20 protein-coding genes are annotated in these 25,128 nt (G+C 72.4%); 12 read left to right on the top strand and 8 right to left on the bottom strand.

What is annotated here, in order from left to right:
• The first annotated feature begins 115 nt into the window (after nucleotides 1–115).
• The 4 genes from ACFYVJ_RS23925 (at nucleotide 116) to ACFYVJ_RS23910 (ending at nucleotide 3,611) form a co-directional block, all read left to right on the top strand.
• Nucleotides 116–1,141: a 6-phosphofructokinase gene (locus tag ACFYVJ_RS23925; RefSeq protein WP_388894886.1), complete on the top strand. Its 1,026-nt coding sequence runs from the start codon at nucleotides 116–118 to the stop codon at nucleotides 1,139–1,141.
• A 122-nt stretch (nucleotides 1,142–1,263) separates the two neighbouring features.
• The gene (locus ACFYVJ_RS23920) at nucleotides 1,264–1,923 is read left to right on the top strand and encodes a hypothetical protein (RefSeq protein ID WP_388894883.1); all 660 of its coding nucleotides are present in this window, start codon (nucleotides 1,264–1,266) and stop codon (nucleotides 1,921–1,923) included.
• Between the two features lie 8 nt (nucleotides 1,924–1,931).
• Nucleotides 1,932–2,987, top strand: coding sequence for a hypothetical protein (locus ACFYVJ_RS23915; protein ID WP_388894881.1), 1,056 nt, complete (start codon nucleotides 1,932–1,934; stop codon nucleotides 2,985–2,987).
• 33 nt (nucleotides 2,988–3,020) lie between these two features.
• Nucleotides 3,021–3,611 (top strand): hypothetical protein, encoded by a 591-nt coding sequence (locus ACFYVJ_RS23910; protein ID WP_388894878.1) that lies wholly within the window; start codon nucleotides 3,021–3,023, stop codon nucleotides 3,609–3,611.
• Between the two features lie 18 nt (nucleotides 3,612–3,629).
• Here the strand turns inward: ACFYVJ_RS23910 and ACFYVJ_RS23905 are convergent, their stop codons facing one another.
• Nucleotides 3,630–4,484, bottom strand: a complete 855-nt coding sequence (locus tag ACFYVJ_RS23905) for a LysR family transcriptional regulator (protein WP_388894875.1) — start codon at nucleotides 4,482–4,484, stop codon at nucleotides 3,630–3,632.
• Between the two features lie 138 nt (nucleotides 4,485–4,622).
• Here ACFYVJ_RS23905 and ACFYVJ_RS23900 point away from each other — a divergent pair, with 138 nt between their 5' ends.
• Nucleotides 4,623–5,495, top strand: a complete 873-nt coding sequence (locus ACFYVJ_RS23900) for an oxidoreductase (protein WP_388894872.1) — start codon at nucleotides 4,623–4,625, stop codon at nucleotides 5,493–5,495.
• On the opposite strand, the gene ACFYVJ_RS23895 is transcribed toward ACFYVJ_RS23900, so the two are convergent.
• Both ACFYVJ_RS23895 and ACFYVJ_RS23890 read right to left on the bottom strand, forming a co-directional pair.
• Nucleotides 5,492–6,019, bottom strand: coding sequence for a GNAT family N-acetyltransferase (locus tag ACFYVJ_RS23895; RefSeq protein ID WP_388895071.1), 528 nt, complete (start codon nucleotides 6,017–6,019; stop codon nucleotides 5,492–5,494). The two genes, ACFYVJ_RS23900 and ACFYVJ_RS23895, sit on opposite strands and share 4 nt — an antisense overlap.
• Before the next feature lie 216 nt (nucleotides 6,020–6,235).
• Nucleotides 6,236–6,823 (bottom strand): helix-turn-helix domain-containing protein, encoded by a 588-nt coding sequence (locus ACFYVJ_RS23890; protein ID WP_388895068.1) that lies wholly within the window; start codon nucleotides 6,821–6,823, stop codon nucleotides 6,236–6,238.
• Nucleotides 6,824–7,093: 270 nt separating this feature from the next.
• On the opposite strand from ACFYVJ_RS23890, the gene ACFYVJ_RS23885 reads away from it, so the two are divergent.
• A complete protein-coding gene (locus tag ACFYVJ_RS23885; protein WP_388894870.1) occupies nucleotides 7,094–7,639 on the top strand; it encodes a lytic polysaccharide monooxygenase auxiliary activity family 9 protein in 546 nt (181 codons plus the stop codon).
• Between the two features lie 144 nt (nucleotides 7,640–7,783).
• On the opposite strand, the gene ACFYVJ_RS23880 is transcribed toward ACFYVJ_RS23885, so the two are convergent.
• The 5 genes from ACFYVJ_RS23880 to ACFYVJ_RS23860 all read right to left on the bottom strand — a co-directional run bounded on the left by ACFYVJ_RS23880 (nucleotide 7,784) and on the right by ACFYVJ_RS23860 (nucleotide 14,157).
• Nucleotides 7,784–8,689: a carbohydrate ABC transporter permease gene (locus tag ACFYVJ_RS23880; RefSeq protein ID WP_388894867.1), complete on the bottom strand. Its 906-nt coding sequence runs from the start codon at nucleotides 8,687–8,689 to the stop codon at nucleotides 7,784–7,786.
• A gap of 3 nt (nucleotides 8,690–8,692) precedes the next feature.
• Nucleotides 8,693–9,679 (bottom strand): carbohydrate ABC transporter permease, encoded by a 987-nt coding sequence (locus tag ACFYVJ_RS23875; protein ID WP_388894865.1) that lies wholly within the window; start codon nucleotides 9,677–9,679, stop codon nucleotides 8,693–8,695.
• Nucleotides 9,680–9,702: 23 nt separating this feature from the next.
• Nucleotides 9,703–11,043 carry an ABC transporter substrate-binding protein gene (locus tag ACFYVJ_RS23870; RefSeq protein WP_388895065.1) on the bottom strand — a complete coding sequence of 447 codons (1,341 nt, stop codon included), beginning with the start codon at nucleotides 11,041–11,043 and terminating at the stop codon, nucleotides 9,703–9,705.
• Nucleotides 11,044–11,257: 214 nt separating this feature from the next.
• A complete protein-coding gene (locus ACFYVJ_RS23865; protein ID WP_388894862.1) occupies nucleotides 11,258–11,959 on the bottom strand; it encodes a response regulator in 702 nt (233 codons plus the stop codon).
• On the bottom strand, nucleotides 11,956–14,157 hold the full coding sequence (locus ACFYVJ_RS23860; protein WP_388894859.1) for an ATP-binding protein: 2,202 nt from the start codon (nucleotides 14,155–14,157) through the stop codon (nucleotides 11,956–11,958). The genes ACFYVJ_RS23865 and ACFYVJ_RS23860 overlap by 4 nt, the downstream gene beginning before the upstream one ends.
• Nucleotides 14,158–14,293: 136 nt before the next feature.
• On the opposite strand from ACFYVJ_RS23860, the gene ACFYVJ_RS23855 reads away from it, so the two are divergent.
• The 6 genes from ACFYVJ_RS23855 (at nucleotide 14,294) to ACFYVJ_RS23830 (ending at nucleotide 25,126) form a co-directional block, all read left to right on the top strand.
• Nucleotides 14,294–15,667 (top strand): cation:dicarboxylate symporter family transporter, encoded by a 1,374-nt coding sequence (locus ACFYVJ_RS23855; RefSeq protein WP_388895062.1) that lies wholly within the window; start codon nucleotides 14,294–14,296, stop codon nucleotides 15,665–15,667.
• Nucleotides 15,668–15,757: 90 nt separating this feature from the next.
• Nucleotides 15,758–17,323, top strand: coding sequence for a glycosyltransferase family 2 protein (locus tag ACFYVJ_RS23850; RefSeq protein ID WP_388894856.1), 1,566 nt, complete (start codon nucleotides 15,758–15,760; stop codon nucleotides 17,321–17,323).
• Between the two features lie 131 nt (nucleotides 17,324–17,454).
• Nucleotides 17,455–18,987 carry an SDR family NAD(P)-dependent oxidoreductase gene (locus ACFYVJ_RS23845; protein WP_388894853.1) on the top strand — a complete coding sequence of 511 codons (1,533 nt, stop codon included), beginning with the start codon at nucleotides 17,455–17,457 and terminating at the stop codon, nucleotides 18,985–18,987.
• A complete protein-coding gene (locus ACFYVJ_RS23840) occupies nucleotides 18,984–21,005 on the top strand; it encodes a hypothetical protein (protein WP_388894850.1) in 2,022 nt (673 codons plus the stop codon). Before ACFYVJ_RS23845 ends, ACFYVJ_RS23840 begins: the two co-directional genes overlap by 4 nt.
• 13 nt (nucleotides 21,006–21,018) lie before the next feature.
• A complete protein-coding gene (locus tag ACFYVJ_RS23835) occupies nucleotides 21,019–22,968 on the top strand; it encodes a glycosyltransferase family 2 protein (protein WP_388894847.1) in 1,950 nt (649 codons plus the stop codon).
• A 55-nt stretch (nucleotides 22,969–23,023) separates the two neighbouring features.
• Entirely contained in the window at nucleotides 23,024–25,126 is a 2,103-nt protein-coding gene (locus ACFYVJ_RS23830; RefSeq protein ID WP_388894844.1) for an acyltransferase family protein, read from the top strand.
• Nucleotides 25,127–25,128: the final 2 nt, after the last annotated feature.

The following is a 25,128-nucleotide window of genomic DNA, read 5'->3' as shown; positions in this document are numbered from 1 at the left end:
GGCGAGGTGACCGCCGAGTGTGACAGAGGGTTAACCGGCTGTTCGGACGAGTGACTCCCGGAGCATGGGAGAATCGGCATCGAGCATGCATGCGACGGCACCGAGCAGGAGAGACATGCGCATCGGAGTACTCACGGCAGGCGGAGACTGCCCCGGCCTGAACGCGGTGATCAGGTCGGTGGTCCACCGCGCCGTGGCCGGTCACGGCGACGAGGTGATCGGATTCGAGGACGGCTTCAAGGGACTGCTCGAAGGGCGGTACAGCAAGCTCGACCTCAACGCCGTCAGCGGCATCCTCGCCCGCGGCGGCACCGTCCTCGGCTCGTCCCGGCTGGAGCGCGACCGGCTCCGCGAAGCCTGCGAGAACACCGAGGAGCTGAGCCGCGAGCTGGCCCTCGACGCGCTCATCCCGATCGGCGGCGAGGGCACCCTCACGGCGTCGGCGATGCTCGCCGACGCGGGGATGCCGGTCGTCGGCGTACCGAAGACCATCGACAACGACATCTCCGCCACCGACCGCACCTTCGGCTTCGACACGGCCGTCGGCGTGGCCACCGAGGCGATGGACCGGCTGAAGACCACCGCCGAGTCCCACCAGCGGGTCATGGTCGTCGAGGTCATGGGCCGGCACGCGGGCTGGATCGCGCTGGAGTCCGGCATGGCGGGCGGCGCGCACGGCATCTGCCTGCCGGAGCGTCCCTTCGAGATCGCCAACCTGTGCAAGATGGTCGAGGAGCGCTTCGACCGGCACAAGAAGTTCGCCGTCATCTGCGTCGCCGAGGGCGCGCACCCGGCGGAGGGCACGATGGAGTACCAGAAGGGCGAGATCGACCAGTACGGCCACGAGCGCTTCACCGGCATCGGCAACCGCCTGGCCGGCGAACTGGAGCGGCGCCTGGGCAAGGAGGCCAAGCCGGTCATCCTCGGCCACGTCCAGCGCGGCGGCACGCCGACGGCGTACGACCGCGTGCTGGCGACGCGCTTCGGGTGGCACGCGGTGGAGGCGGTGCACCGCGGCGACTTCGGGCAGATGACGGCGCTGCGGGGGACGGACATCGTGATGGCCCCGCTGGCGGAGGCGACCCGGGAGCTGAAGCGGGTGCCGGCGTACCGCATGGACGAGGCGGAGGTCGTCTTCTGACGCGCTGTCCTTAAGCCCCGGCGGCGGGTTCGGTAACGTACCGTGCAGAGTCCGCCACCGGGGGACAAGAGGCCGCGCACCGGCGCCAGTTGTTCCCGCCGACCGACCGGGAGCTTCTTGCCATGCGCACACGCACTGCCCTGACGGCCGCCGCCCTCGCGACGGCTGCGGCGCTGACGCTCACCGCGTGCGGGGATTCCGGCTCCGGCGACGGCAAGTCGGGGAAGATCCAAGGGGCGAAGGACTCGTCGTCCGATGCGCCGGAATCGCCGAAGCCGGAGGAAGAGGCGCCGGAGGGGGCGCCGGACGTATCGCTGCCAAAAGACGTGGAACTGGTCTTCGACTGGGCCGAGCCGTCGAATCCGGACGAGATCGTGGCGCAGCGCGACGCACAGAACTACCTCCGGAGCATCTTCCGCGGTGTCACCGAGCAGTCGCATGCGGATCCGGCGGCTCAGTTCTACGGACGAGGCCAAGCTCTGACGTACGCGCAGGACCAGGTCGAGCAGAGCCTTGAGGCAGGCGTCACCCTGACGGGCACGCAGCGCTTCTACCGGCTCGAAAGGGAGACGCACGCGACCGCGGTCGCGCTGTCGTTCTGTGCCAACCAGGCGGAGATGTTCAGCAAGGAGATCGACTCGGGGAAGGTGCTGCGCACCGAGGAGAGCGACTCCAGCTTCCTGTACTACCGGGTCGCGATGGGCACGTCCCTGGGCCGGGACGACGTCTGGCAGGCCACCAGCATCGAGGTCGAGACGGAGGCGACACAGTGCAGGGAGTAGCACGAAGGATGACGAGAGGGTTATCGCTCCTCGTGGGGATCGGACTCCTGCTGTCGGCAGGCTCCCCGGCACGCGCCGACGTCAGCACGGACCCGGGGTCCGATGCCGGTGCCAGCGATAACGAGATCTGGGCCAGCACGGGCGGTGGCATCAAGTTCTCCGGTGCGGTGGAGGACGACGGCCGGGAGCCGGGGAACCTCACACCCACCACCGCGGATTGGGATCCGCCGCCGTGCTGGTACGCCCCTTATCTCGGCGCCAAGGACTTCAAGCGGGTGACCAAGAAGTCCCTGGAGAAGCAGATGGGGAAGCCGGGGATGACCGGCCACCCGGGCAGCGGCCTGGCGGTGTTGCTCAGGCACTACGAGGACGGCTATAGCTGGCCGAGGCACCCGGGCTTCAAGGACTGGAACGTCGAGAACGACGGGGAGGGGATGTTCTGGGCCGGCGTACCGAACCCGGCTGAAGAGAACTTCCTCGCTCGGAGCGCATGCAGCGAGGTGCCGTTCTGGGTGGACAACGAGGAGCCTCCGCCCGGTTGGGCACAGGGGCAGGCCATCGATCCCAGGATGCTTGCCGAACTCGCCTACGAGCGGATGATCGTGCCCGACACCGAGGCCGAGCTGCGGCCCGAGGGGGAGCAGGTCGTCAACCTTCCGACCTGGGTGTGGCTGGACGGCGCCGAGTTCCGGCCGGTGACTGCACGGGCCGAAGTGCCCGCCCTCGGGCTGTGGGTCGAGACCACCGCCACCCCCGTCTCGCTGACCATCGATCCCGGTACCGACGACGCCGAACTGCACCCCGGCGGCGGTGAGTGTGCGATGGACGGTGACGGGGGCGTCGGGGCCCCGTACCGGAAGGGGAACGCCGACAAGGTGCCGCCGTGTGGGGTGACCTATCTCCGGTCCTCCGAGAGCACCGGCCCCTATGACTTCACCGCCTCCGTCACCTGGCGGGTGACCTGGAGCGCCTCGGACGGCACGACGGACGAACCGCTGCCGACCGGGATCATCGAGGCCACGCAGGAACTCGACGTGCGGGAGATCCAGTCGGTCGTACGGTAGGGGCGGACGGGTCGCCGGGAAGGGTGGGCGGAGATGTCGTTTCGGCAGCATCTGAAGCAGGAGGCGTACCGGATCCTCGACACGTTTCCGGTGGAGCTGAGACCCGAGATCTACGTCGTCGCCCTGCAGATGTACCGCGTCGACCAGGACGCCCGCTATCCGTACGTGCAGGTCGGCTACAACACCGAGGCGCAGATCCGCCGCGAGCGCGAGGCCGCCCGCGGGGAGCTGGATCCCGACGGCGAGGTGCGGTGGTCGTACGCGTACTGGATCCTCGACGGGTTCGAGCGGGTCGGGCACGTGCCGGAGGATCCCGTGGGCACCGTGCTGCACCGCGCGGAGGCGACCGCGAAGGGGCTGTGGTTCGAGGACGAGGAGCAGTTTTCGGACCGGTGGTCCGCGGTGTACGACCTGCTGTGCGCGGACTTCGCCGAGGACTGCGTGGACGTGGCGCGGCATCTGCACGAGACGGGGCGCGTCGAGGAGGTGCTGGGGCGGCCGCTGCCCGTGGTGCTGTTCGACATGGACGATCCGGAGGAGCAGATCCCGCTCACCGCGGAGGCGAACCCGCCGGAGCTGGTCGCGGACTATCTGGCCTGGCAGCGGGCGCAGGTGGAGGAGTAGCGCGGCGGTCCGAGCGCGTCACAGCCGGGTGGCGGTACGGACCAGGAGCGCGAGGGCGAGCGAGCGGCTGTGCGCGGGCCAGGCGATGTGCGTGACCACCGGCGGCGCGTCGGTCAGCGGGACGGCGGTGTGCTCGGCCCAGAGCCAGGCGCGGGCGGAGTCGGGGAAGACGGCGGCGGTGCGGCCGAGCGCGATCAACTGGGCCAGTTGCGTCTGGTCGTGGATCTCGGGTCCTGGACCCGGCGCGTCGCGGGTCCAGCGGGCGAGCGGGAGGCCGGGGACGTCGGCGATGTCCGCCAGGGTCAGGGCCGTACGCGCGGCGAGGGGATGGGCGGCGGGCAGGATGGCGATCTGGCCCTCGCTCGTCAGCTCCTCGCTGTCGAAGCCGGCCAGCGAGTTGAACGGGGCGTGCATGAGCGCCACGTCGGCGCGGCCGTCGCGCAGCATCTCCCCCTGTTCGCAGGTGCCGCTGGGCAGCACCTCGACGTCGGCCGCGCCGGGTTCGGCGGCGTAGGCGTCGAGGAGCTTGTGCAGCAGTTCGTGGGACGCGGCGGCCTTCACCGCGAGCACCAGCCGGTCGGGCGAGGCGCCCGGGCCGTCGGCGCCGCCCGCGCGGCGGGTGCGGCGGGCGGCAGCGGTGGTCGCGGCGAGGGCGGCGCGGCCCTCGTGCAGCAGCGTCTCGCCGGCCGCGGTCAGGGCGACGCCGCGCCGGTCGCGCTCCAGCAGCCGGACGCCGAGGCGCCGTTCGAGCTGCTGGACCGCCCGGGACAGCGGCGGCTGGGCGATGCCGAGGCGGCCGGCGGCGCGGCCGAAGTGCAGTTCCTCGGCCACGGCGACGAAGTAGCGCAGCTCGCGGGTCTCCAGGGTGTCCACGCATCCAGGCTACGTCGGTGATACCCGCCGGGTATGAGGGGCGGCCGTGTCGGTATTGGCCGCGCCGCGCGCCCTCGGGCGAGCATCGACGGCACGGGCCGGACGGCCCGCTACCGCCCCGACAGCGAAGGCACAGCCATGCACACCCCCTCCGCCCCGCCTCCCGGCGGCACCTGGACCCTCGGCGATCTGACCGTCAGCCGCGTCGGCTACGGCGCCATGCAGCTCGCGGGACCCGGGGTCATGGGCCCGCCCGCCGACCGCGGCGGCGCGCTCGCCGTCCTGCGGGAGGCGGTGGCCCTCGGGATCACCCACATCGACACCGCGGGCGCGTACGGACCGCGCGTCACCAACCGGCTCATCCGCGAGGCCCTGCACCCCTACCCGGCGTCCCTGCACATCGTGACCAAGGTCGGCGGGGTCCGCGACGCGCAGGGCGGCTGGCCGCCGGCCCGGCGCCCCGAGGAACTGCGCGCGTCCGTCCGCGAGAACCTGGACGACCTCGGCCTCGACGCCCTCGACGTGGTCAACCTCCGCCTCGGCGACGTCCAGGGCCCCAGGCCGGGCTCGCTCGCCGAGGCTTTCGGGACCCTGGCGGAACTGCGGTCGCAGGGCCTGATCCGGCACCTCGGGGTGAGCAACGCGACGGCGGAGCAGGTCGCCGAGGCGCGGTCGATCGCGCCGGTGGTGTGCGTACAGAACATGTACAACCTCGCCCACCGCCAGGACGACGAGCTGATCGGCGAACTCGCCGCCCAGGGCATCGCCTACGTGCCCTTCTTCCCGCTCGGCGGCTTCACCCCGCTGCAGTCCACGGCGCTGTCCGCGGTGGCCACGCGGCTGGAGGCGACGCCGATGGCGGTCGCGCTGGCGTGGCTGCTGCGGCGGTCGCCCAACATCCTGCTCATTCCCGGTACGTCCTCGGTGGCCCACCTGCGCGAGAACACCGCGGGGGCGGAACTCGCGCTCTCCCGGGCGGACATGGCGGAACTGGACGGCATCGGCCGCTAGCGGGCGGCGGGCGGTGGCGGCGAGGTGAGGTCGAGGCGCCAGACGACCTCGTCGTCCTGGACGAGGTCCGTACGCTCAAGACCCGCGGCCGCCGCGACGGCCGCGGAGGCGCGGTGGCCGGGGTGGACGTGCGCGACGACGGCCCGCAACGGCAGCCTCCGCAGCCGCGCGACGAGCCCCCGGGCGGCCTCACCGGCGTAGCCGCGGCCCTGCCACGGCGTCCCCACCACCCAGGCGACCTCGGCGACCTCCTCGCGGATCGTCACCTGCACGTACCCGCAGAGCCCGCCGTCCGCGCGCACCCGCAGCACCCAGTTCCCCCACACCGTCCCGCCCCCGGGCGCCCCGGCGGCCAACCGCACGTAGCGCGCCCGCAGTTCGCCGAGCGCGGGCGGCGAGCCGCCGGTGAACGCGTAGAGCGCAGGGTCGGAGAGCACGCCGGCCATCTCGTCGGCGTGCCCGACGCGCAGCGGCAGCAGGTCGAGCCGCGCGGTCCTGATGGTCTCGGCGGCGACGGCGGTCAGTTCGGTGTCCGTCGGAACTCCCAGGGATGCGGATGCGGAAGGCGAGCGGCCGGGCCGGTACGCGTCCCGCGGCGAGGACCCGGACCGTCCCCGGCGGGGCTGTGTCACGTCACCCGCGGGTTCCCGCCGAGCATAGCCTGCGGCCCCTTGTGCTCCCGGGGACCGGCGACTGTCCGCGCAGCACCGTCCGCCGGCGTCATCGCCCGCCGGCCACCGTCAGTTGCGGAGGAGTTCCCAGAAGCGGGGGAGCACCTGCTGGAGGTACGTCGTCACTCCCGCCGCGGATTCCGGCGGGGGGCCGTCGCCCCAGTTGCGGGCCGCGGCGGTGCGGGTCTGGTACTCCTCGTGGAGGGTGCTCAGGGCGCGTTCCAGGGGGCGGCGGGGGAGGCGGGTGAGGCGGGCGACCGGGCGGACCTGGGGCTGCCAGCGGGTGGTGGCGGCGTCGCGGAGGTGGCGGGCCAGGGGTTCGCTGCGGCCGGTGAGGTCCAGCAGGTCGGGCAGCGGGAGGCGGAGGAGGTAGGCGAGCCGGGTGGCCTGGGACTCGGTGCCGGGCCAGCGGCCGGTGCGCTCCGCGCTGAGGTACGTGGCGGGGTCCATGCCGATGTGCCGGGCCACGTCGTCCAGGGGCAGGCCGTGGGCGCGGCGGTGGGCGTGGAGCGACGTGGGGGAGCCCATCAGGTCGGCCGGTGTGCACCACAACGCGCCGGCCAGGGCGTCGAGTTCGGTGCGCGAGGGGCGGGCGTGGCCCTTCTCCCAGTCGGCGACCGCGGCGGCGGGTACGGCCAGGCCGTACGCGGCGCGCATGCCGTAGGCGACGTGGTCGTGACCGAGGCCCAGGGCGCGGCGTAATCGGCGGGCCGCCTCGGGGTCGAAGGGCGGCTGATGTTCCGGCGGGCCGGCGCCGGGGCCGGGCACCTGTGTCGTCACACCGTCACCGTAGGTAGTGGTGCACCCCGTTATCAACCGTGCGTTCCGCCGAAGCTGCGGCGGGATGCGCGTGGGGCCGGAGGGGTTGACGGTGGACGGCCAAGAGCTAAAGTCTAGACCAATGACCCCCCACGCAAGGAGAGTTGTATGCACCGCAGGACCAAGCCTGCCAGCAAACGCCGCAGTGCGACACGTGCCGCCGTCGTCGGCGCCGGCGTAGCGCCGCTGCTCCTCCTGGCCCTGCCCAGCCAGCAGGCGAGCGCCCACGGCTGGATCACCAGCCCGCCGAGCCGTCAGCAGCAGTGCGCGCAGGGCGTCGTCCCGTGCGGCGGCATCAAGTACGAGCCGCAGAGCGTCGAGGGGCCCAAGGGCCTGACGAGCTGCAGCGGCGGGAACCAGGGCTTCGGCGAACTGGACGACGACAACCGCGGCTGGAACGTCACCAACGTCGGCAGCACCACGACGTTCGACTGGAAGATCACGGCCAGGCACCGCACGAGCACCTGGCAGTACTTCGTCGGCGGCCAGAAGGTCGCGGAGTTCGACGACGGCGGCGCCCAGCCGCCGGCCGAGTTCAGCCACTCCGTCGACTTCGGCGGGATCACCGGCAAGCAGAAGGTGCTCGCCGTGTGGAACGTCGCCGACACCGGGAACGCCTTCTACGCCTGCATCGACGTCAACATCGGCGGCTGACGCCGCCGGGCAGGTCCGTCCCCGTGGCCGTAAGGGACACGTCCGGCGGGCTTCCCGCCAGGCGCGCCGCGCGGCCGCCGCGGGCGGCGGTGGAGGGCCGGCCAGGCCCCGGTCTGCCCTTCACCGCACCCCGCCCCCGCACCGTCAGCCCTTCACCGCGCCGCCCAGCGCGAAGCCGCCGCCGAGGCGGCGGGCGATCAGCACGTACAGCAGCACCGCCGGCGCCGAGTAGATGATCGAGAAGGCGGCCAGCTCCCCGTAGACCACAGAGCCCATGTTGCCGAAGAGCTCGAAGATCGAGACGGAGGCGGGCATCTGGTCCGGGCTGAGCAGCAGCATGAAGGGGACGAAGAAGTTCCCCCACATCATGATGAACGAGAAGACCGTCACCACCACGACGCCCGGGCCCATCAGCGGCAGGATGACCCGCACCAGCGCCTGCATCGACGACGCGCCGTCCGTCCAGGCCGCCTCCTCCAGCACCTTCGGCACCCCGTCCATGAAGTTCTTCATCAGCCAGATCGCGAACGGCAGTTGCGAGCTGGCCAGGAAGAACGCCGTGCCGGACATGGTGTCGATGAGGTTGATCTGCACGAACAGCCCGTAGACCGGGACCATGATGGCGGTGATCGGCAGGCTGGTGGTGAAGAGGATCGTCAGCATGAAGGGGCGGTTCAGCCGCGAGCTGAAGCGCGACAGCGGGTACGCCGCCAGCGCCGCCGCGACGACCGTGACGGCCGTCGCGGAGCCGCACAGGATCAGGCTGTTGAGCAGCGGGCGGAAGGTGATGTCCGTGGTCATCACCGCGTCGAAGTTGTCCCAGGTGACGTCCGTCGGCGGCCGGGCGGTCAGGCCCGAGTCGGCGTCGACGGACGAGAAGAGCAGCCAGGCCAGCGGCAGTACGAACGCCAGCGCCGCCAGCAGCAGGCACAGGTCGGCCGCCAGCCGCCGGCTGTTCCGGCGCGCGCCCGGCCTGCGGCCCGGGCCGCGCTTGCGGGGCGCGGGGGTGCCGGGCGGCGGGGTGTCGCGGGTGAGCGTGGACGTGGGCATCGCTCATACCTCCGTACGCAGCATCCGCATGTACACCAGCGAGAACAGGGCGCCCACCAGCAGCAGGAGCAGGGCCACCGCCGTGCCGTAGCCGAGCAGGTTGTTCTTGAACGCCTGCTCGTACATGAACAGCGGCAGCGTCTGGCTGCGGTCGCCGGGGCCGCCGCGGGTCATCGCCCAGATCAGCCCGAAGACCGAGAGCGTCTGCAGGGTGTTGAGCATCAGGTTGGTGGCGATCGAGCGCCTGATCATCGGCAGCGTGACGTGCCACAGCTTCCGCCAGCCGCCCGCGCCGTCGACCTCCGCCGCCTCCGTGATCTCCTTGGGGATCTCGGAGAGCGCGGCGGAGTACACGAGCATCGAGAACGCCGTGCCGCGCCAGATGTTGGCGAACGACACGGCCAGGATCGGCAGCGTGTACAGCCAGTTCTGGCTGGGCAGATGGAGCCAGTCCAGTACGGAGTTGAGTGTGCCCTCGCGGCGGAAGAAGGCGTAGAGCAGGAAGCCGGCGACGACCTCGGGCACCACCCAGGCGGTGATGACGATGGCGCCGGTGACGGTGCGCACCGTCTTCGAGGCCCGCTGCATCAGCGACGCGAGCGCGAGTCCGAGCGTGTTCTGGCCGACGATCGACGACAGGATCGTGAACACCAGCGTCAGCCAGACGGCGTTGATGAAACCCTCGTCGTCGAAGGCGGTACGGAAGTTCTCCAGACCGACGAACGACGACTCGGCCTGGCCCGACAACTGCAGGTCGGTGAAGGCGATCCACACGCAGTACGCGATGGGGCCCGCCAGGAACAGCAGCATCAGGACGAGGGAGGGACCCACGGGCAGCGCCCGCAGCAGCGCGCGCAGCACGGAGCGGGGCGGCTGCGGGTGCTTCGCAGGTCCGGTGCGGCGGCGGCCGCCGCCCGCCTGGCCGGGGACGCGCGCCGCACCGGCGGCGTCCCGGGGCCCGGCGGGGGCGGGGGTGTGCTTGCTCACCATGGCCTCTCGGGCTGCTCGGGCGGCTACTTCTCGACCACCTCGCCGTCGGTGATCGAATCGAGCTGTTCGTCATAGCCCCCGGCGGCTTCCTCGGCGGAGGCGTCGCCCGTGGTGACCTGCTCCATGGCCTCCTGGATGGCGGTGGAGACCTGCGGGTAGACCGGCAGCGCCGGGCGGTAGTGGGTGTCCTCGACCAGGCCGGTGAAGAACTCGACGCCCGGGACGTACGCCTGGTACTCCGGGTCGGCGGCGACGTCCTCGCGGACGGCGATCTGGCCGTTGGCGATGGTCAGCCGGGTGTTGTTCTTCCGCGACTGGGCGACCTTCATGAACTCGAAGGCCAGGTCGGGGTTGTTGGCCTTGGCGGGGATGGACCAGGCCCAGCCGCCGGACATGCTGACCCGTCCGGGCGCCTCGCCGTTCTGGGTGGGCATGGCGGCCTGGCCGAGCACCTCGGTCCACTCCGGCCACGGCTTCGGGCCGGTCTCCAGCCAGTTGTTCGACATCCAGGAGCCGTCGAGGTCGATGGCGAGCTTGCCCTCGGGCAGCCACTCGGTGCCGACCTTGGTGCCGACGTTGGGGTCGAGGGCGTCCTGCGGGTCGGGGCCGAGGCCGTCGTTGTAGACGGTGTGCACGAAGTCGAGGGCGTCGGTGAAGCCCTGGCTGCCGGCGACCCACTTCTTCGACTTCGGGTCGTACAGCGGGTCGGCGCCCGTGCCGTACAGCAGCATCTCGAAGCCCTGCATGGACGCGGCCTCGCCGGCGGGCTTGCCGGTGTAGACGTTCAGCGGGATGACGTCGGGCAGTTCGCGCTTGATGGTGCGGGCGGCGTCCAGGACGTCGTCCCAGGTCTTCGGCTGCCAGTCGACGGGGAGTCCGGCCTCGGCGAAGAGCTCCTTGTTGTACCAGAGCCCGCGGGTGTCGGTGCCGTCCGGGACGCCGTACGTCTTGCCGTCCTGGCCCTGCGCGGCGGTCTTCGCCGTGTCGATGTACTGGCCCCAGTCCTTCCAGTCCTCGAGGTAGTCGTCGAGGGGCGTGAGCAGCCCCGCGGCGATATCGGAGTTGATCAGGAAGGTGTCCTCGTACACCAGGTCGGGGGCGGTCTTGGGGGACCGCAGCATCTGCTGGACCTTGGTGTAGTACTGCTCGTCAGGCACTTGAACGGGGATCAGTTCGACCTTCTTGCCCGGGAACTTCTCCTCGAACTCCTTCTTCACCGCCTCGATCTCGCGGTCGAAGATCTTGTTCTTGGCGTCGGTGGACTTCTTGAACTGGATTCTGATCGTGTCCGGATCGCTCCCGGAGTCTCCACAGGCGGAGAGCGCGGTGGCGGCGAGGACGGCGGTGAGCGCGGTGGCGAGCATGGGGGAAACGGGGCGGTGCACGGCGGGACCTCCCTGCGGCTCGGGCGAGGATGCGGAGAAAGTACGGCTGTCCGGATGTCCGGTCAATCCTTCTGACAAGGGCTGTCCCGTATCGGTGACAACGTTGTTGTACCGACGGTTTCCCGTGCTGTACCGACTGATTTCAGCCGTCGCCGGGCCCGGAAGTTTTCGCGCGGAGCCGCGTGACGGGCCGTCAGGGGCGGGAGCCGGACCAGCGGTAGCGGAGCTCGGGGCGGCCCACTTGGCCGTACTGCGGGGCGCGGACGGCATGGCCGGTCTCCGCCAGGTGCTCCAGATAGCGGCGGGCGGTGATGCGCGACGTGCCGGTGGCCTCGCCGGCGGCGGTGGCCGTGAGGCCGTCGTCGCCCGCCCGGCGCAGGGCGTCGGTGACGGCGGCGAGGGTGGGGCCCGAGAGCCCCTTGGGCAACGCGGCCTGCGCCGGGGCGCGGAGCGCGGCGAGCGCGCGGTCCACCTCGTCCTGGCCGCCGGCCTCGCCGAAGGCGGCGTGGAACTCGGCGTAGCGGACGAGGCGGTCGCGCAGGGTGGCGAAGGCGAACGGCTTCAGCACGTACTGCACGACGCCGAGGGACACCCCTTCGCGGACCACGGCCAGGTCGCGGGCGGAGGTGACGGCGATGACGTCGGCGGCGTGCCCCGCGGTACGCAACGAGCGGAGCAGGGCGAGGCCGTGGCCGTCGGGGAGGTAGAGGTCGAGCAGGATCAGGTCGACGGGCACCTGGTCGAGGATCCTGGCCGCCTCGGCCCGCGACCGCGCGGCCCCGGCGACGGCGAACCCGGGCACGCGCTGGACGTAGAGCCGATGCGCATCGGCGGCGACGGGATCGTCCTCGACGACGAGCACGCGGATCGGCGCGGAGCGCCCGGGAGCGGTCACCGGTCACCCCGGCGGTCGGCGTCCGCGGGGCGCCGGGGGTACGGGTGGCCGGCGCGGGTCCGGGGAGCCGAACGCGCGGGCGGTTCGGGCGCGTTCGCGGGCCGGGCGGCCCGTGCGGGAGCGGAGGGGCCCGCGGGGCGGAGAGGGTCGGAAGCGGAGTCGCCGGGATCCGGCCGTGCGGTGGGTGGGTCGGCGGGTCCGGTCGGCCGGTGCCGGCGCGGGGTGTCGTCGGCCGGGTTGCGCGCCGCGGGGACCCGGGGCGCCGACGCGGCGGCGCCGCTGTCGGCCGGGTCCCGCGGCTGTGCCGCGGTTTCCGCGGCGGGCCCGCTCCCGGCCGCCGGGGCTGCCGTGACCGGCTCGCCCGGGGCCGTCCCGGCTTCCGCCACGTCCGCGGGCGGTGCGGCTCCCGCGTCCTTCGCACCCTCGGCCGGGCCGGCTTCCGGCGCCGGCCCGTCCCGCGGGTCCTCGGCTTCCGGGCTCGGTCCGCTCGGCGACTCCGCCGCTGCCGTCGCCGTTCCCTCCGGTGGCCACCCGGTTTCCGGAGCCGGGGCGCCCGGGGAGGCCGGCGGGCCCAGGGGCAGGCGGACGGTGAACTCCGCGCCGCCCGTCTCCCCGCTCGTCAGCGTGGCCTCGCCGCCGTGGCGGCGGGCGGCCTGGCGGACCAGGGCCAGGCCCAGGCCGCGGCCGGCGGGGCCCGCGCGTTTCGTGGTCCAGCCGCGGGCGAAGACCTCCTCCGCGCGGCCCGGGTCCACCCCCGGGCCGTCGTCCGCCACCCGCAGCAGCAGCTCGCCGTCCGCCGCCAGCGCCGTGACCCGTACCTGCGGCTGCGCCGTGTCCCGTATCCCGGACGCCGTACGGGTCCTCGCACCCTCCGCCGCCGCGTCCACGGCGTTGTCGATCAGGTTGCCCAGCACCGTCACCAGGTCCCGCGGCGGCAGCGTCGGCGGGAGCACGCCGTCGTCGATGCGGCTGTCCGGGCTCAGCACCAGCTCCACCCCCTGCTCGTTCGCCTGCGCGGCCTTCCCCAGCAGCAGCGCCGCGAGCACCGGTTCCGTCACCGCGCCCGTCACCCGGTCCGTCAGCGTCTGCGCCAGCTCCAGCTCCGACGTCGCGAACTCCACCGCCTGCGCCGTCCGCCCCAGCTCGATCAGCGAGACCACCGCGTGCAGCCGGTTCGCCGACTCGTGCGCCTGCGAGCGCAGCGCCTCCGCGAAGCCCCGTACCGAGTCCAGCTCGCCCGTCAGCGTCTGCAGCTCCGTGACGTCCCGCAGCGTGACGACCGTGCCGCGGTGCTCGCCGCCGGTGACCGGCGAGGTGTTGACCACCACCGTGCGGTCCCGGGTCAGGTGCACCTCGTCGACCCGCGGCCCCGGCGACAGCAGCGCCTCCGTCAGCGGCCCCGGCAGCCCGAGGTCCGCGACCGGGCGGCCCACCACCTCGCCGCGGGCACCCATGCCGAGCAGCTCCCGCGCGCCGTCGTTGACCAGCGCGATCCGCCCCGCGCCGTCGAGCATCAGCAGGCCCTCGCGGACCGCGTGCAGCGTCGCCTGGTGGTAGTCGTGCAGCCGGCTCAGCTCACCGGCGTTCATGCCGTGCGTGTGCCGCCGCAGCCGCGCGTTGATCAGGTACGTGGCGAGCCCCGCCAGCGCCAGCGCGCCCGCCGCGACGTAGAGCACGGGCATGAGCTGCCGCCGCACCTCGTCGCTGATCGTCTTGATGGTGATCCCCGCGCTCACCAGCCCGACGATCCGCCCGTCGTCCGCCCGTACCGGCGTGACCACGCGCAGCGACGGGCCGAGCGTGCCGGTGTACGTCTCGGTGAAGGTCTCGCCGCGCAGCGCGCGGGCGGTGTGGCCGAGGAACGCCTCGCCGATCACGTCCGGGTTGGGGTGGGTGTAGCGGGTGCCGTCCGGAGCCATGATCGTGATGAAGGTCACCGCCGTGCCCCGCCGGGCGCGCTCGGTGTACGGCTGCAGGACGTCGGAGGGGTTGCCGTCGCCGGTGACCGCCTCGGCGACGCCCGGCGCCGCCGCCACGGACCGCGCCGTGGACTCCGCCTGCCGGGCCGCCGCCTCCTCCGCGCGGTCGTGCGCCGTGACGTACATGAAGACCGCCGCCCCGGCCACCATGAGCGTGACCAGCACGACCTGCATCGCGAAGAGCTGGCCGGCCAGGCTGCGGGGACGGGGGAGGCGCATGGCTCCAGTGTCGCCGGACCGGTCACGTGAACGAAATGAACGCAACGGTGACGCCGTCCGCGGCGGCCGACATATTCACCGGAACCGCAGGGAAACCGAGCCGTGAGGAGGCAGCGACGTGGCTGCACCCACCCCCGTGGCGGGCCGCGTGAAGCGGGACCGCACCCATTTTCTCTACCTAGCCGTCATCGTCGCCGTCCTGGCCGGCGTCCTGGTCGGCTTCGCCGCGCCGGACGCGGCCGTGGAGCTCAAACCGATCGGTGAGGGCTTCGTCAACCTGATCAAGATGATGATCTCGCCGATCATCTTCTGCACGATCGTGCTGGGCATCGGCTCGGTCCGCAAGGCCGCCAAGGTAGGCGCGGTCGGCGGGCTGGCGCTGGGCTACTTCCTGGTGATGTCCACCGCCGCGCTGGCCATCGGCCTGGTCGTCGGCAACATCGTGCAGCCTGGCGACGGCCTGCACATCACCGACGAGACCCGCAGCGTGGGGGCCGACCAGGCCGCCGCCGGCGACGCCGAGTCGACCACCGAGTTCCTGCTCGGGATCATTCCGCACACCATGGTCTCCGCCTTCACCGAGGGCGAGGTGCTCCAGACGCTGTTCGTGGCGCTGCTCGTCGGCTTCGCGCTGCAGGCCATGGGCCGCGTCGGCGAGCCGGTGCTGATCGGCATCGGGCACATCCAGCGGCTGGTCTTCCGGGTGCTCGCGATGATCATGTGGGTGGCCCCGGTGGGCGCGTTCGGCGCCATCGCCGCGGTCGTCGGCGAGACCGGCGTGGACGCGCTGAAGTCGCTGGCCATGATCATGATCGGCTTCTACGTCACCTGTGCGCTGTTCGTCTTCGTGGTGCTCGGCCTGGTGCTGAAGTTCTTCACCGGCATCAACATCTTCCGGCTGCTGAAGTACCTGGCCCGGGAGTTCCTGCTGATCGTCTCCACCTCCTCCTCGGAGTCGGCGCTGCCGCGGCTGATCGCGAAGATGGAGCACCTCGGGGTCTCCAAGCCCGTCGTCGGCATCACCGTGCCGACCGGCTACTCCTTCAACCTCGACGGCACCGCCATCTACCTCACCATGGCCTCGCTGTTCATCGCCGAGGCGATGGGCGACCCGCTCACCATCGGCCAGCAGATCTCGCTGCTCGTCTTCATGATCGTCGCCTCCAAGGGCGCCGCCGGCGTCACCGGCGCCGGCCTGGCCACCCTGGCGGGCGGGCTCCAGTCGCACCGGCCGGAACTGGTCGACGGCGTCGGCCTGATCGTCGGCATCGACCGGTTCATGAGCGAGGCCCGGGCGCTGACCAACTTCGCGGGCAACGCCGTGGCCACGGTCCTCATCGGCACCTGGACCAAGGAGATCGACAAGGACCGGGTCGAGCAGGTCCTCGCCGGCCGGGTGCCGTTCGACGAGGCGACCCTGGTCGACGACCACGCGCCCTCGCCCGCGGAGCAGCCGGAGGAGCCGGCGGACGCGCCGCTGGAGCCGGGTTCGCAGCCCGTCAAGGTCTGAATAACCCGTTACGAATACGGAAACACAGGACAACCATTCGCCCCCCGGGCCGGTCTCCTTGGACAACATCGAGAACGGGCTGGGGGGCCAGTGGAGCAGCCGCACGTCAGCGTGGTCATCGCCGCGTACAACGCCATGCCGTACCTGACCAGGTGCGTCGAATCGGTGCTCGGGCAGAGCCTGCCGCCGGAGGCCGTCGAGATCGTCGCCGTCGACGACGGCTCGACCGACGGCACCGGCGCGGAGCTGGACCGCTTCGCCCGACTGCACCCGGGGCGCGTCCGCGTCGTGCACCAGGAGAACTCCGGCGGCCCCGCGGCCCCGCGCAACGCCGGCATCCGGCTGGCCCGCGGCCGCTACGTGTTCTTCCTCGACGCCGACGACTACCTGGGACCCGAGGCGCTCCAGCGGATGTCCGCCATGGCCGACGAGAACGGCTCGGACGTCGTCGTCGGCAAGCTCGTCGGCGTCGGCGGGCGGAAGCCGCCGACGTCGATGTTCAAGCGCGACCAGCCCGACGCCGACCTGTACGGCTCCCGGGTCTTCTGGGTGCTCAACCCCATGAAGCTGTTCCGCCGCGAGCTGATCGAGCGGCACGGGCTGCGCTTCCCCGAGGAACTGCGTACCGGCGAGGACCAGATCTTCGTGACGAAGGCGTACCTGCACGCGGCGAAGATCTCCGTGCTCGCCTCGTACGACTGCGTGTACTACGTGCTCCGCGACGACGGCGGCAACCTCACCACCACCGTCCGCAAGGCCCCCCGCCCCGGCAGCCCCGGCGGCTCCGGCACCCTCGCCGCGATGTTCGCCCTCGTCGGCGAGAACACCCCCGCGGGACCCCGCCGCGACCACCTCCTCACCCGCCTCTTCGGGGTCAACCTCCAGCGCGCCCTGCGCGGCGTGCAGCGCGAGAGCGACCCCGACCGCTCCCGCCGGATGTTCGCCGCGCTACACGAGCCCGTCGCCCGCTGGTACAGCGAGACGGCGATCGCGAAGCTCCCGGCGATCGTGCGGCTCCAGAGCGAGCTGGTGCGCCGCGGGCTGTACGACGAGGCGGTGGCGGTCGTCCGGTACATCGGCAGGCGCCGCGACGCGCTCGACCGCGCGGGCGGCGCCAAGCCCGTGCGCTGGCTGGCGCCCGCCGACTTCACCGTCGAGGGCGGCCGGGTCTTCGCCCACTACCCGTACTTCCGCGACTCCCGCCTCGGCCTGCCCGACGCCGTGTTCGACGTCACCCGCCAGGTCGGCGCCCGCTCCTTCATCCGCCCCGGGTCCGTCAGCGTCGCCCAGGACCGCCGGGACTCCCGGGTGTTATCGGTCCGCGGCCGGCGCCGCGTCCGGCTGCCGGCGGTGGCGCTGGAGCTGACGGCGACCCGCGAGAGCGACGGGCGCACGGTCGCCGTCGCGGTCCCGGCACCCGCCAACGAGCGTGTGAACACCGCCACATCCGCCTCCGGCACGGGCGGCAAGCAGGTGTTCACGGCCCGTATCCGGCTGCCCCAGCCCGGCACCTGGCACCTGGCCCTGCGGATCGCGGGAAACAGCAGGTCGGAGCTGCCTTTGCAGGCCGTACGGGTGGAGAGCGCGAACCCCGTGCGGGCGCTGCTCGGCTGGCTCGGCCGGGGCAGCCGCGGGGCGGTCCGCCCGGCCTCCTGATCACGGGGAGGTGACGATCTCGTGCGCAGCTCGTAACCGGGTACAACTTTGCGCATCATTCGGATGTCTTTCAGTCGAGCCGAATTCACCCCGAATTCGGCTGACGCTCACGATCACCACCAGGAGCAGCAGTGTCGACAGGCGCCCCCACGGAGCCGACAGCGAGTACGTCCGGCCAGGCCATCCGAACCACCGCCGTGGTGCTGGCGGGCGGTACGGGGCAACGCGTGGGGCTCTCCATACCCAAGCAACTGCTGAAGATCGCCGGGAAGACCGTGATCGAGCACACCCTCACGGTCTTCGAGCAGGCCGAGAGCGTCGACGAGATCCTGGTCCTCATGGCCCCCGGCTACGTCGAGGACGTCGAGGGGATCGTCGCCAAGGCCGGGCTGACGAAGGTGCGCCGCGTGCTGGAGGGCGGCGGCACCCGCAACGAGACCACCGAGCGCGCCATCGCCGAGATCGGCGCGGACCTCGCCGAGGGCGAGGACGCGAACGTCCTCTTCCACGACGCCGTACGCCCGCTGCTGTCGGCCCGCGTCATCGCCGACTGCGTCACCGCCCTGGAGCGCTACCAGGCCGTGGACGTCGCCATCCCCTCCGCCGACACGATCATCGTCACCCGGCGGCACGGCGAGGACGGCGAGTTCATCACCGACGTCCCGGACCGCTCCCGGCTGCGCCGCGGGCAGACCCCGCAGGCGTTCAAGCTCTCCACCATCCGGCGGGCGTACGAGGTGGCCGCGGGCGACCCGAACTTCCAGGCCACCGACGACTGCTCGGTGGTGCTGAAGTACCTGCCGGACGTGCCGATCCACGTGGTCGCGGGCGACGAGTACAACATGAAGGTCACCCACCCCGTCGACGTCTTCATCGCCGACAAGCTCTTCCAGCTCGCCTCCACCTCCGCCCCCGAGCACAGCGACGAGGAGGCCCACCGCCGCCTGCTGGAGGGCCGCACGCTCGTCGTCTTCGGCGGCTCGTACGGCATCGGCGGCGACATCTGCGAGCTGGCCCGCGGCTACGGCGCCCACGTCTACCCGCTCGGCCGCTCCACCACCGGCACCCACGTGGAGAACCCCGCCGACATCGAGGCCGCGCTGCGCCGCGCCTACGACGAGACCGGCCGCGTCGACTACGTCGTCAACACCGCCGGCGTGCTGCGCATCGGCCGGCTCGCCGAGACCGACGACGCCGCCCTCGAAGAGGCCCTGCGCGTCAACTACCTCGCCCCGGTGCAGATAGCCAGGATCGCCCACAAGTACCTGGCCGAGACCCGCGGCCAACTGCTGCTCTACACCTCCAGCAGCTACACCCGCGGCCGCGCCGAGTACAGCCTCTACTCCTCCACCAAGGCCGCCGTCGTCAACCTCACCCAGGCGCTCGCCGACGAGTGGGCCGGCGACGGCGTCCGCGTCAACTGCATCAACCCCGAGCGCACCGCCACCCCGATGCGCACCAAGGCGTTCGGCGAGGAGCCCGCCGGCTCGCTGCTGGCCTCCGAGGCCGTCGCCCGCACCTCCCTGGACGTGCTGCTCTCGGAGATGACCGGCCACGTCATCGACGTACGGCAGCAGGATCCGACCCGCGGTTCGCGCGTGGACCGCGCGCTGGCCGCCGTGCTCGACCGCAGCGAGGGCGGCGCCGAGGCGGGTGTGCGGTGACGGGGGCACTGATTCGCCTGGTCCGGGTCGGCAGCCCGGCGGAGTTCGCCGCCGCCGCCCTGATGCTGGCCTCGTACCCGCTGATGCTCGTGGCCGCGCTGATACCGAGCCTCGGCATGTTCGCCGTGGTGGCGGCCGTCAGCTACGTCTCCGACCACTTCCTGCACCGCCGCAACGTCTACCTGCTCACCCGGCTCTCCCGGGCCCGCGCGGGCCTGACGCTCCGCTTCATGCTGCGGCAACTGCTGCTCGTGCTGCTGCTGGCCCGGATGGGCGTCGCCGGCGACACCCTCGGCTACGACGCCATCGCCTGCTTCGCCCTCGTCGCCACCCTCCAGGCGCCGCACAGCGGCCTGCTCACGCTGCTGCGCAACCGCCGCAAGCTGCCCGTCGTCACCCGCAACATCGACCTGGCGCCGCTCGGCATCTCCGACGCCGCGCCCCGGGTGCTCACCCACCGGGCCGCCGAGAAGGTCCAGCACCTCGACCTCTTCGCCGTGACGGGCGTGCTCGTCGCCGCCGAGACCGGGCGGGGCGCGTACGGCTACGCCGGCATGGGCGTGACGCTGGGCCTGACGGTGCTCTACATCCTCGTGGTGGCCTACCACCTGCGGCCCGGCGCGCTGCCGCCGAAGCGGGACGCGGTGCTGGAGTGGTTCGACGAGTGGCTGCGGGCCTACCGGCCGACCCTGGTGCTCTACTTCTCCGGCACCAAGGAGTCCACGTACCAGATCAACATGTGGCTGGAGACGCTGGAGGAGCTGGACGAGCGGCCGCTGCTCATCGTGCGCGAGCAGCACACGCTGCCGGGTCTGGCCTCCACCACCGTGCCGGTGGCGTGCGTGCCGTCCGCGGTGCACCTGATGAACATGGACCTGGCGTCGGTACGGGTCGCGCTGTACCCCGCGAACGTCGGCAAGAACATCCACCTGCTGCGGGTGCCCACGATGAAGCACGTCTTCATCGGCCACGGCGACAGCGACAAGGTCGCCAGCATCAACCCGTACGCCAAGGTCTACGACGAGGTGTGGACCGCGGGCCGGGCCGGGCGCGACCGCTACGCGCTGGCCGACGTCGGTGTCCGCGACGACGCCATCGTGGAGGTCGGCCGCCCGCAACTGGCGCCGATCCGCCCCGCCGAGGTGCCCGCCGCCGACCGCGTCCCCACCATCCTCTACGCGCCGACGTGGGAGGGCTGGACCGACGACCCGGGCAACACCTCGCTCATGCTGGCCGGCGAGAACATCGTCCGCCGGCTGCTGGCCGCCGACCCGCCGGTGCGCGTGCTGTACAAGCCGCACCCGTTCACCGGCATGGTCAGCCCGCTCGCCAAGGCCGCCCACGAGCGCATCGTCGCCATGGTCGAGCAGGCCCGTACGCAGCGCGCCGCCGACCCCCGCTGGGTCCGGGCCGCCGCGGCCGAGCAGGGCGAGCGGGAGGCGGCGCGGGCCGAGCTGGCGCGTATCGAGGCGCAGTTGGAGCGGCTCGGCCGGCTCACCGACGACTCCGCCGACGAGGCGCAGACCTCCCGCGACGCCGTGGTCGACCCCGCCCGCGAGGCGGAGGCGGCCCGGCTGAAGGAGGAGTGGAACCACGCCTACTGGCGCTCCTTCGGCTGGTGGGAGCACCGGGTCGTCACCGGCGACCGGCCGCGGCTGTACGACTGCTTCAACGTCTCGCACGGCATGGTCTCGGACATCTCCAGCGTCGTGTCGGACTTCATCGCCAGCGGCAAGCCGTACGCGGTGACCGACTCGGCGGGCCTGGGGGAGCAGGAGTTCACACGCCAGAACACCGCGGTACGGGCGGCGGTCATCCTCGCCCCCGACGCCGCCAGGATCGACGAGCTGCTCGCCGCCGTCCCCGACCCCGCGGCGGACCCGCTGCGCGGAGCGCGCGAGGAGCTGAAGGAATACCTGCTCGGACCCGACGAGCCCGCCTCCGTCGTCCGCTTCGGCGAGGCGGTGCGCGCGCTGGCGGAGAAGTCCGAGCGCCGCAATCTAGAGCGCGCCGTCTAAGGAGAACCGCACGATGACCACCCCTGCGGACACGGCCGCGGCCGGACCCATACCCGACGTGACGGTGATCACGGGCGCGTACAACTCGATGCCCTACATCACCCGCAGCGTGACCTCGGTGCTGGAGCAGACGATCGGCACCGACCGGCTCCAGATCCTCGTCATCAACGACGGGTCCACCGACGGCACCGGCGCCGAGCTGGACCGGCTCGCCGCGGAGAACCCGGGGATGACCGTCATCCACCAGGAGAACTCCGGCGGCCCGGCCGGCCCGCGCAACGTGGGTCTGGAGCGGGCCAGGGGCCGCTACGTGTTCTTCCTCGACGCCGACGACTACATCGGCCGCGAGACGCTGGAGCGGATGGTCCGCCTGGCCGACACCCACGGCACCGACGTGGTCGTCGGCAAGATGATCGGCGTCAACGGCCGCAACGCCCCGACATCCATGTACCACCAGAACCTGGCCCGTACCGACGTGTTCAGCTCGCGCGTGTACTGGACGCTGAACCCGATGAAGCTCTTCCGGCGCGAGCTGGTCGAGAAGCACCGGCTGCGGTTCCGGCCCGAGCTGCGGGTCGGCCAGGACCAGCCGTTCACCAGTGCCGCGTACCTGAACGCCGACGGCATCAGCGTGATCGCCGACTACGACTGCGTGTACTGGGTCAAGCGCGACGACGGCGGCAACAACACCTCCGTCACCAAGGGCACCGCGCCGCGGATCCGCTTCCTGCGCGCGATGTTCGAGCTGGTCGGCGAGTACGTGCCGGAGGGCCCGCGGCGCCACCACCTGCTGGCCAGGCACTACACCATCGACCTGCCGCACACCATCCGGCAGTTGCGCCGCGAGAAGAACGCCTCGGACCAGCGCGAGGCGTTCGAGGACATGCGGCGGCTCTTCGACGAGTACTACAGCGAGGGCATGGCCGCCCGGCTGTCCGCGGTGGAGCGGCTGCTGATGGAGCTGGTGCGCCGCGGCGACCTCGACGACCTGCTCACGGCGTCGAAGTACCACAAGAAGCTGGGCGACCGCGAGGCGGAGCACCTGGCGGAGAACGGCCGGGTCTACGCCCGTTACCCGTTCTTCCGCGACCCCGCCAGGAACATCCCGGACGAGTTCTACGACATCACGGACGAACTGCCCATCCCGTTCCGGGTCGGCACGGCGGAGCTGGACCCCGCCTCCGGCGTCGTCCACCTCGCCGGGAAGATCAAGGCGCCCGCGCCCGACGGCTGGAGCGCCCCGCCGGAGATGCTGCTCAAGCAGCGCGGCGGCATCGTCGAGCACCGGCTGCCGCTGACCGTGGCCGGGGACCGGGACGACGCCGGCTACCAGGACTTCCGGCTGGACGTCGACCCGGCGACCGCGGGCGGCGGCGAGCCGCTCGCCGAGGCGCTCTGGGACCTCTCGCTGGCCTCGGGCGACGCCAACGTCACCCGGTTCGGCGACGAGAACAACAACGCCCTCGTCAAGCAGCCGGCGATGCACGCCGCGCCCAAGCACGCCGGCTCCGGCCAGGTCGTCACCCTCTACGCGATCCGCTCCACCGGCCACCTCACCCTGGAGCTGGGCGAGATCAAGCACCACGCGGCCAAGCGGTTCGACGTCGCCGCCCAGGCTGTGACGCGCCGCGACGAACTCGTCGTCGACGTGCGCGCCACCGTCTCCGGGCTGCCCGCGGACGCGGTGCGGCTCGACGTCGAGGGCCCCGCCGGCATCGTCGCCTCCGCCGTCGCCCAGCCGGGCAAGGCCGCCGGCGCCGGCCGGAAGTACCGCGCCCGGCTGCGGCTGCCCCGCGAGGCCCGCAAGCGGCGCGACTCCTTCACGCCGCAGGTCACCGTACGCGCCGGAAGCCTCGCCTGGACCGTGCCCGTGAGCCCCGCCGAGCCCGCCCCGGCCGACGCGGGACCGCCGGCCGGCCGGAACATCGTCACCGTGCTGCGCCGGCTCGCCGCGCGCAAGTGACGTCGAGGCGCGGCAGGCGTACCCCACACCACCAGCACCGTTACCCGGAGGGTTGATGCACGGCCAGCAGGCCCCGGCGCTCGAAGCGCACGATCCGACCGAGCGCCGGTCCCAGCCGGACGCGCAGCGCGCGGCCGGCCCCGGCCGGGGGTTCCGTCCCGACGTCGAGGGCCTGCGGGCCGTCGCCGTCGGGGTGGTGCTGCTCTACCACGCCGGCGTCCCGCTCATCTCCGGCGGCTACGTCGGCGTGGACGTCTTCTTCGTCATCTCCGGCTTCCTGATCACCGGGCTGCTGGTGCGCGAGCTGGAGCGCAGCGGGCGGATCTCCCTCACCGGGTTCTACGCGCGCCGCGCCCGCCGGCTGCTGCCGTCGACCGCCGTCGTGCTGGCGGCGGTCGCGCTGCTGGCGTGGCTGCTGATGTCGCCGGTGGAACGCAAGACGGTCGCCAAGGACCTGGCCGCGGCCGCGCTCTACGTCGTCAACTGGCAGCAGGCGTCGCTCGCCGTCGACTACTCCGCGCTCGGCGCCGACGCCAGCCCCGTACAGCACTTCTGGTCGCTGGCGGTCGAGGAGCAGTTCTACCTGGTCTGGCCGCTGCTGATCATCGCCATCGGCTGGTGGTGCACGCGCCGCGGCGGCAAGGCGGTGCGCCCGCGGCTGGCGGTCGCGCTCGGCGCCATCGCCGTGGCCTCGTTCGCGTACTCCGTCTACCTCACCCAGGAGGAGGCCGGCGCCGCGTACTTCTCCACCTTCACCCGCGGCTGGGAGCTGGCCGTCGGCGGGCTGGTCGCGCTGGTGCCCGCGGACGCTTGGCGGCGGCTGCCGGGCCGGCTCGCCGGCGGGCTGGCCCTGGCCGGGCTCGGGGCCATCGCGGTGGCCGCTTTCGGCTTCTCCGACGACACCCCGTTCCCCGGCTCCGCCGCCGCGCTGCCCGTGCTGGGCGCCGCCGCGATCATCGCGGCCGGGGCCGCGGCGCAGGACACGGCGGGCGCGAAGCTGCTGGGCACCGCGCCGATGCGGTACGTGGGGCGCATCTCGTACTCCTGGTACCTCTGGCACTGGCCGGCCGTCGCCTTCGCGACCGTCAAGTGGCCCGGCATCACCACCGCCCAGCTCTCGGTCGTGGTCGCGGCGAGCTGGGTGCCCGCCGCGCTCACCCACAAGCTGGTGGAGAACCCGGTACGGGTCTCGCGCGCGCTGGCGCCGGTGGGCCGCGGCCTCGTCCTCGGCCTCGCCTGCACCGCCGCCGGCGCCCTGCTGGGCTGGCTGACCTGGGCCACCGTGCCGACCATGAAGCTCGCCGACCCCTCGCAGGCCGTCGGCGCCGCCGCGCTGCAGGACTCCACGAAGGTCCAGGAGTCCGCCTCCGTGCTCAGCCCGCTGCCCGAGGACGCCGACGCCGACGAGGGCGCGGTGTACGGCAACGGCTGCCACGCGGGCCAGCGCGACACCGAGGCCGAGGGCTGCGTCTACGGCGACAAGGACTCGGACACCACGGTGGCGCTCTTCGGCGACTCGCACGCCGCGCAGTTCTCCCCGGCGCTGATCACCGTCGCCGAGGAGCGCGGCTGGCGGCTGCTGATCCTCACCAAGTCCGCCTGCACGCCCGCCAAGGTCACCATCTACAACCGGCAGTACGAGCGCGACTACACCGAGTGCGACGACTGGCGCGCCTCCGCCGTCGAGCGCATCGCGGCGGAGGAGGCCGACCTCGTCCTGGTCGGCAACCGCGACGACCAGGCGGCCATGAGCGGCGGCGACAAGCTCGACGGCGACGACAACACCGCCGCCCTGCGCGAGGGGATGGCCGCCACGCTGCGCGAGCTGAAGGAGAACGGGGCGGACGTCACAGCGTTCGCCGACATCCCGTACCCGCCGCAGGACATACCCTCGTGCGTGTCGGGAGCCACCGACCAACTCACCGACTGCGCGTTCCCGCTGCGCGAGGGGCTGGAATACGAGCAGGTCACCACGGAGGCGGCGAAGCGGACCGGGGTCGACGTCATCGACCTCGCGCCCGAGCTCTGCCCGGACGGTACCTGCCCGGCCGTCATCGGCAACGTGATCGTCTACCGGGCCGGTGAGCACATCACCGAGACGTACATGCAGACGCTCACGGGCTGGCTGGACGACCAGTTGCCGGAGAGTGTCGGATGAGA

The organism is Streptomyces sp. NPDC004134, assembly GCF_042874195.1.
Classification (GTDB): Bacteria; Actinomycetota; Actinomycetes; order Streptomycetales; family Streptomycetaceae; genus Streptomyces.
The sequence above is the reverse complement of the archived record's forward strand: the minus strand, read 5'-3'. Positions and strand labels throughout refer to the sequence as shown.

Excerpts from the sequence above, each read along its gene's own strand:
- ACFYVJ_RS23900 (WP_388894872.1), top strand. The coding sequence starts at position 4,623 with ATGCACACCCCCTCCGCCCCGCCTCCCGGCGGCACCTGGACCCTCGGC.
- ACFYVJ_RS23915 (WP_388894881.1), top strand. The coding sequence starts at position 1,932 with ATGACGAGAGGGTTATCGCTCCTCGTGGGGATCGGACTCCTGCTGTCG.
- ACFYVJ_RS23890 (WP_388895068.1), bottom strand. The coding sequence starts at position 6,823 with ATGCGCGCCGCGTACGGCCTGGCCGTACCCGCCGCCGCGGTCGCCGAC.
- ACFYVJ_RS23830 (WP_388894844.1), top strand. The coding sequence starts at position 23,024 with ATGCACGGCCAGCAGGCCCCGGCGCTCGAAGCGCACGATCCGACCGAG.
- ACFYVJ_RS23860 (WP_388894859.1), bottom strand. The coding sequence starts at position 14,157 with ATGCGCCTCCCCCGTCCCCGCAGCCTGGCCGGCCAGCTCTTCGCGATG.
- ACFYVJ_RS23870 (WP_388895065.1), bottom strand. The coding sequence starts at position 11,043 with ATGCTCGCCACCGCGCTCACCGCCGTCCTCGCCGCCACCGCGCTCTCC.
- ACFYVJ_RS23835 (WP_388894847.1), top strand. The coding sequence starts at position 21,019 with ATGACCACCCCTGCGGACACGGCCGCGGCCGGACCCATACCCGACGTG.
- ACFYVJ_RS23885 (WP_388894870.1), top strand. The coding sequence starts at position 7,094 with ATGCACCGCAGGACCAAGCCTGCCAGCAAACGCCGCAGTGCGACACGT.
- ACFYVJ_RS23910 (WP_388894878.1), top strand. The coding sequence starts at position 3,021 with ATGTCGTTTCGGCAGCATCTGAAGCAGGAGGCGTACCGGATCCTCGAC.
- ACFYVJ_RS23920 (WP_388894883.1), top strand. The coding sequence starts at position 1,264 with ATGCGCACACGCACTGCCCTGACGGCCGCCGCCCTCGCGACGGCTGCG.
- ACFYVJ_RS23875 (WP_388894865.1), bottom strand. The coding sequence starts at position 9,679 with ATGGTGAGCAAGCACACCCCCGCCCCCGCCGGGCCCCGGGACGCCGCC.
- ACFYVJ_RS23880 (WP_388894867.1), bottom strand. The coding sequence starts at position 8,689 with ATGCCCACGTCCACGCTCACCCGCGACACCCCGCCGCCCGGCACCCCC.
- ACFYVJ_RS23925 (WP_388894886.1), top strand. The coding sequence starts at position 116 with ATGCGCATCGGAGTACTCACGGCAGGCGGAGACTGCCCCGGCCTGAAC.